This window comes from Rhodococcus oryzae, assembly GCF_005049235.1.
Classification (GTDB): Bacteria; Actinomycetota; Actinomycetes; order Mycobacteriales; family Mycobacteriaceae; genus Rhodococcus_G; species Rhodococcus_G oryzae.
The window spans coordinates 1-7,282 of record NZ_SUMD01000023.1 but is presented as its reverse complement, the minus strand read 5'-3'; the positions used below and the strand labels follow the sequence as shown (position 1 = coordinate 7,282).

The 7,282-nt window shown below is 68.5% G+C and carries 1 protein-coding gene; it reads left to right on the top strand.

Translation table 11 applies throughout. The features are described 5' to 3' along the window. Positions 1-332: 332 nt before the first annotated feature. Positions 333-7,282: non-ribosomal peptide synthetase (locus FCG67_RS24780; protein WP_169310611.1), on the top strand; the 6,950-nt coding region annotated here is incomplete at its 3' end.

Sequence of the window (7,282 nt, the reverse complement as noted above, 5' to 3'; positions counted from 1 at the left end):
CCACCGTCCCCGGCGGCAAGTCCATCGCCTGCTCCACCCCCGCCGCACTCGAGTGGGACCCGGAATTCGCCGCGATGGCCGACCCCTCCGGCCGCGCCGTCCAGGGCGTGCACGAACAGGCACTCGCCCGATAGCCCGTGTGGCGGCACACCAAGTGGGCCGCGATCGCAACGAGGATCAACTTCTGGTTTTGAGCGTCCCGATGACGTGACCCGAACACGGTGCGGCCTGGTCACGTATCTTGTCACTCTGGATCGCACTATGCGATGGTCGGGTCGAGTGGTACCGGGGGGGATCGACGTGGCTTTGGCTCGATAGCTTCGGAGTACGTCTTGTCGGATTTCCCTCGGTCGGTCGCCGCCGTCGCGGCGGCCAGCCCCGACGCGGTCGTCGTGTGGGTCGACGATGTGTCGGTGACCTATCGGGAACTCGACGAGCGTCTCCAGATGCTGGCCGGACCGCTCGCTGCCAGGGGATTGGACCCCGAGGCCATCGTCTCGGTCACCCTGTCCGGGCTGGCGCCGATGGTGGTCGCCGCCGAGGGCGGCCTTGGTGCGGTTCTGGACACCATCGAGCGGGACGCCAAGGCGCTGGAGGCCCCGCCGGCTCGGAGCACCCTGGTGGACCTCTTTGACGAGCAGGTGGCGCGGACGCCGGACTCGGTCGCGCTGGTGTCCGAGGGTCACGCGCCGACCTACGCAGAGTTCGACGCCCGTGCCAACCGGCTGGCGCGCCGTCTCATCGCCGACGGGGTCGGTCCGGACACCGTGGTTGCGCTCGCGATGCGTCGGTCGATCGACCTGCTGGTCGCCGTGTACGCCGTCGTCAAGGCAGGCGGCGCCTACCTCCCTCTTGACCCGGACCACCCAGCCGAGCGCACGGCGCACGTGCTCGAGACCGCCGCGCCGATTGTCGTACTCACCACCGGCGCCGACGGCGCGGCTCTGCCCGCCGGATCACCGGCGGTGGTCCTCGAGCAGTTGGACCTCGGCGGGTTGTCGGGTGCGCCGGTGACGGATGCGGATCGGTTGGCGCCGTTGTCGCCGGAGAACACGGCGTATGTGATTTTCACGTCGGGTTCGACGGGTCGGCCGAAGGGTGTGGCCGTCTCGCATGCGGCGATCGTGAATCGTCTGGTGTGGATGCAGGGCGAGTACGGGCTGACCGCCGATGATGTGGTGTTGCAGAAGACCCCGGTGACCTTTGATGTGTCGGTGTGGGAGTTGTTCTGGCCGTTGCAGGTCGGTGCTCGGATGGTGATCGCGGTGCCGGATGGTCATCGGGATCCGGCGTATCTGGCTCGGGTGATCGTGGAGGAGTCGGTGTCGACGGCGCATTTTGTGCCGTCGATGTTGGCGGTGTTCGTGGCGGAGCCGGGTGTAGCGGGCTGTAGTTCGCTGCGAAGGGTGTTCGCCTCGGGTGAGGCGCTTCCGGCGCAGACGGCTGGGGCGCTGCGTGGGGTTCTGCCGTCGGTGCGATTACACAATCTGTACGGGCCGACGGAGGCCGCGGTGGATGTGACCTTCCATGAGGTCACTGCAGCGGATCGGGTGTCGGTGCCGATCGGTGTGCCGGTGTGGAACACGCAGGTGCTGGTGTTGGATTCGCGCCTGCATCCGGTACCGGTGGGGGTGCCGGGCGAGTTGTATCTGGCGGGTGTGCAGTTGGCCCGGGGGTATGTCGGTCGTAGTGATCTGACGTCGGATCGGTTCGTTGCCAACCCGTTCGGCGCCGCGGGTGCGCGGATGTACCGGACTGGTGACCTGGTGCGTACCAACGCGTCTGGCGAATTAGAATATCTGGGGCGCAACGATTTTCAGGTGAAGTTGCGCGGTCTGCGGATCGAGCTGGGCGAGATCGAGTCCGCGATGCTCGCGCACTCGTCGGTGGCGCAGGCCGTCGTGGTGGTCCGCGAGGACGTTCCCGGAAATCAGCAGCTGGTCGGCTACGCGGTCGCCGCCGCCGAGGCGCTGATCGACGGCGATGAGCTGCGCGCGTTCCTCGGTCGCTCGCTGCCCGAGTACATGGTGCCGATCACCGTGCTGACGCTCGCGGAGCTTCCGATCACGCTGCACGGCAAGCTCGATCGGAAATCGCTGCCGAGGCCGGACTTCGAATCCGCGCCCGGTGAGCACGGCGAGCCATCGACCCCCGCCGAGGTGGTGGTCGCGCGGATCTTCGGTGAGATCCTCGGGGTCGAACGGGTCGCGGCCCAGGATTCCTTCTTCGATCACGGCGGCAACTCGCTGTCCGCCGCACGGGTGGTGGCCCGGGTCAACGCGGCGCTCGGAAGCGACGTGAGTCTGCGAGAGGTGTTCGACGCGCCGACCGTCGCGGGGCTCGCCGCACTGGCGTCGGTTCGGGCCGACGGCGCCCGTCGTCGGCCCGAACTGGTGGCCGGGCCACGCCCGGAGCGGGTCCCGCTGTCCCTGGCACAGGCCCGGATGTGGTTCATCAACCAGTTCGACATCTCTTCGCCCGCATACAACCTCCCGCTCGGGATCCGGCTGGTCGGAGAACTCGACCATGAGGCGCTGCGAACCTCGGTCCTGAGCGTGTTGGGTAGGCACGAATCGCTGCGCACGGTGTTCCCGGACGACGGCGAGGGACCCAGGCAGGTGGTGATCCCGACTGCGGGTGTCGATGCGGATCTCCGTCCGATTCTGGTTGCGGACGAGGCAGACCTGCGCGGCAGGCTCACCGAGGCGGCGGCGGCCGGATTCGACGTGACGGTCGAGCCGCCGGTCCGGGTGCGGCTGTTCCAGCTCGGCAGGGGCGAGCACGTGCTGCTGTTCCTCCTGCACCACATCGGGGCCGACGGCGTCTCGATGGCGCCGCTCGCGCGTGAGGTGGTGGCCGCCTACACGAGCGCGGTGGCGGGCGGGCGATACGACCCGGAGCCGCTCCCGGTGCAGTACGCGGACTACTCGATCTGGCAGCGCGAATTGCTCGGCAGCGAAGAGGACCCGGAATCCCTGCTCTCGCGCCAGGTCCGGTACTGGCTCGACGAACTGTCCGGCATTCCCGACCTGCTGCCCCTGACCACCGACCGGCCACGCCCGGCCGCCGCCTCGCTCGAGGGTGGACGGGTGGAGTTCGAGATCGGAGCGGACCTGCACCGCCGGCTGTCGGCGCTGTCCCGCGAGCACGAGGCGACCCTGTTCACCACAGTGCACGCGGCATTTGCGTTGCTGCTGTCGAAGGTCTCGGGCATCGACGACGTCGTCATCGGCACGCCGACGGCCGGCCGTGGGGAGCACGTACTCGACGACCTGGTTGGCATGTTCGTCAACACGCTCGCCCTGCGGACCGTGCTGGACCAATCGGTGTCGTTTGCCGAGTTACTTCGCAGCACAAGGGAATCGGACATCGGTGCGCTGGCGCATGCGGAGGTGCCCTTCGAACGACTGGTGGAGGTCCTCGCGCCGGAACGGTCAACCGCGCACTCTCCGATCTTTCAGGTCGTGCTCGCGTTGGAGAATGCGGAACCCGCGGTCCTGGAGTTGCCCGGACTGGCGGTGAGCGAGGTCGATCCCGGGATCGCGTACGCGAAATACGATCTGCAGCTCGCACTGGGGGAGCGGGCCGACCGATCGGGTATCGCGGGCACCTTCATCTATGCCACGGACCTGTTCGACGAGTCGACCGTGCGCACGCTGGCCACACGGTTCGTCCGGCTGCTCGACGCGGTGGCGCACGATCCAGCGGCGCCGATCGGGGACACCGACGTGATGGACGCCAGTGAGCGCACAGCGCTCTGCCCGGTCGCAGGCCGCCCCCCGGAGTCGCCGGTCACCCTTGCCGAGCTGTTGGCGGCGGCCGTCACCGAACGGACGGCGCCCGCACTGGAGTTCGGCTCCCGCACGGTGAACTACGGCGAGCTCGACACCCGCTCGAACGCCCTGGCGCGCTTGCTGATCGCGCGCGGGGTCGGACCGGAGTCGTTCGTCGCGGTTGCCCTGCCCCGATCGGTGGAGTCGATGCTGGCGCTGTGGGCGGTGGCGAAGACCGGCGCCGCCGTCGTACCCATGGACCCGGCCTACCCCGCCGATCGCCTCGAACACATGCTCGCCGACTCTGGCGCGGTGGTCGGCCTCACCGTCGCCGAGTATACGGATGCCCTACCGGACGCGGGCTGGGTGACGCTCGACGCCGATGCCGTGGTGGTGGAGTGGGCGGCGCTCTCGACGGCGCCGATCGCCGATCGGGACAGATGCGGTGCCACGCACCCGGCCCAGCCGGCGTACATGATCTACACCTCCGGCTCGACCGGGGTTCCCAAGGGCGTGGTGGTCACGCACCGGGGCATCGCGAGCTTCGCCCTCGAGCAGCGGCAGCGGTACTCGGTGACGGCCTCGTCTCGGGTACTGCACTCCTCGTCGCCCAGTTTCGATGCGTCGATCCTCGAGATCCTGATGGCGACGGCCGCCGGAGCGGCCCTGGTGATCGTGCCCCCCGGCGTGTACGGGGGCGGTGAGCTGGCGGACATCATCGATTGCCAGCGGGTCACTCATGCCTTCATCACCCCGTCCGCCGCGGCCGCGCTCGCGCCCGACGGACTCGATTCGCTGCGGGTGGTCGTGATGGGCGGCGAGGCGCTGAGCTCGGACCTGGTGATCCGCTGGGGTGCGGACCGGGACCTGTACAACGCGTACGGGCCGACCGAGATGACCGTGATGGTGTCGGCCAGCGCGGCGCTCGCGCCCGGTGCGGCGGTGACGATCGGTGGCCCGATCCGCGGCGTGACCGCGATGGTGCTCGATCGGCGGCTTCGCCCGGTGCCGGTGGGGGTGGTCGGCGAACTGTACGTCGCGGGTTCGGCGATGGCGCGGGGATATCACAACCGATCGAGCCTGACCGCGGATCGCTTTGTGGCGAACCCTTTCTCGTCGATCGGTGCACGGATGTACCGGACGGGCGACATGGTGCGGTGGCTCGCTTCCGCGGCACAGGGCCGACTGTCGGATCTGGAACTCGAGTACGTGGGGCGCGGCGACTTCCAGGTGAAGATCCGCGGCTTCCGCATCGAACTCGGTGAGGTCGACGCGGCGCTGACCGCGCACCCGTCGGTGGATTTCGCGGTGACGATGGGCCGTCCCGCCCCGTCCGGGGCGACGGTGCTGGCCGCGTACGTGGTGGCGGCCGCCGGAGCGTCGGCGGACCCCGAGGAGCTGACCGCGTTCGCCGCGAGGACCCTGCCCTCGCACATGGTGCCGTCGGTGGTGACGGTGCTGGATGAGATCCCGTTGACGGTGAACGGGAAGCTCGACCGCGGCGCTCTGCCCGCGCCGGAATTCGTGTCGACAGCGTTCCGCGCACCGTCGACACCGGTCGAGGAGATCGTCGCCGGCACGATCTCGGAGGTGCTCGGTCTTCCGAGGGTCGGGTTGGACGACAACTTTTTCGACCTCGGTGGGAACTCGTTGATCGCGACGCGAGTGGCGGCGCGTCTCGGCTCCGTGCTGGGTGTGACGGTTCCGGTTCGGCTGTTGTTCGAGTCCCCGACGGTGGCGGCGCTCGCGGTGCGGGTCGAGCGGGACTCCGGGTCTGCGCGAGCGGTGCTGGCGCCGAGGCCCCGACCGGATCGCATTCCGCTGTCGCTGGCGCAGCAGCGGATGTGGTTCCTGAACCGGTTCGATCCGGAGTCGGCCGTGAACAACATCCCGGTCGTCGTGCGGCTGTCGGGTGCACTCGATGTCGCGGCGCTGCGTTCGGCGATTCGCGACGTGCTCGGGCGACACGAGTCGTTGCGCACGATGTATCCGGAGTCGAGTGATGGTCCTTCTCAGGTGATCGTGCCCGCGGCGTGGGTGGTCCCGGATCTGGTCCCGGTCGAGGTGTCGACGGATGACCTGTCCGATCGGGTGGCCGAACTCGTGGTGGCGGGTTTCGACGTGGCGGCCGAGGTCCCGATCCGGGTGGCCCTCTTGCGTGCGACCACGAGTGAGCACGTGCTGGTGATCGTGGTGCATCACATCAGTGCCGACGGCTTCTCGATGGGGCCGCTGACGCGCGATGTCATGGCGGCCTATGTCGCGCGGGCCAGTGGCGAGGTATCGGTGTGGTCGCCGTTGGCCGTGCAGTACGCCGACTTCGCGTTGTGGCAGCGTGAGGTTCTCGGTGACGAGTCCGATCCCTCGTCGCTCGTGGCGCGGCAGCTCGGGTACTGGCGCGGCGCGCTGTCCGGGCTGCCCGCACAGCTGGATCTGCCATCGGATCGTTCGCGTCCGGCGGTCCGGACACACTCGGGTGCCCGGGTGGACATCCCCATCAGTGAGCGCACCCGGGCCGGACTGTCCGATTGGGCCGCACAGCACAATGCCTCGTTGTTCATGGCGGTGCACGCGGGCCTCGCGGTGTTGTTGAGCAGGCTCAGCGGTACCTCCGATATCGCGGTCGGCACGCCGGTGGCCGGTCGCGGCGAAGCCGAACTGGACGATCTGGTCGGCATGTTCGTCAACACCCTGGTGTTGCGGACGTCGGTCGAGGGGGCGGAATCGTCGACGGAACTCCTGGCGCGCGTGCGTGAATCGGATCTGGGTGCGTTCGGGCACACAGAGGTCCCGTTCGAGCGTGTGGTGGAGGTGCTCAATCCGGAGCGGTCCATGTCGAGGCACCCCCTCTTCCAGGTGATGCTGTCCTACCAGAACCTCGAGCAGCCGGACCTGGAGCTGCCGGGCTTGCACGTATCGGTGGTCGGCGCGGCGGTCGAGGTGGCGAAGTTCGACCTGCAGGTGACGGTCGTGGAACAGGCAGGTGCAGGCGGACTGTTGGTTTCCTTGGTCTACGCGACGGACCTGTTCGACCGGTCGACGGTGGACGGTTTCGCGCGCCGGTTCGCCCTGATTCTCGACGCGATGGCGGCCGACCCGCAATGCCCGGTCGGCGACATCGACCTCGTCGGGGAGGAGGGTCGCGAGGCGAACCTGGGCGAGTGGAACGCCACCGCACATCCGGTGGCGCCGCAGACGCTGGTCGATCGGTTCGACGCTCAGGTGGTGCGGTCGCCCGGTGCTGTCGCGTTGTCGTTCGACGGTGAGTCGGTGACCTATGCGGAGTTCGATGCTCGGGTCAATCGGCTTGCGCGGCATCTGATTTCCATCGGAGTCGGTCCGGAATCGCTGGTCGCGCTGGCGATGCGTCGGTCGATCGATCTGTTGGTCGGTGTGTATGCGGTGGTCAAGGCCGGTGGTGCGTATGTTCCGGTGGATCCGGATCAGCCTGCGGATCGAATTGGGAACATCCTCGACACCGCCGCGCCGGTGTGTGTCCTGTCGACGTC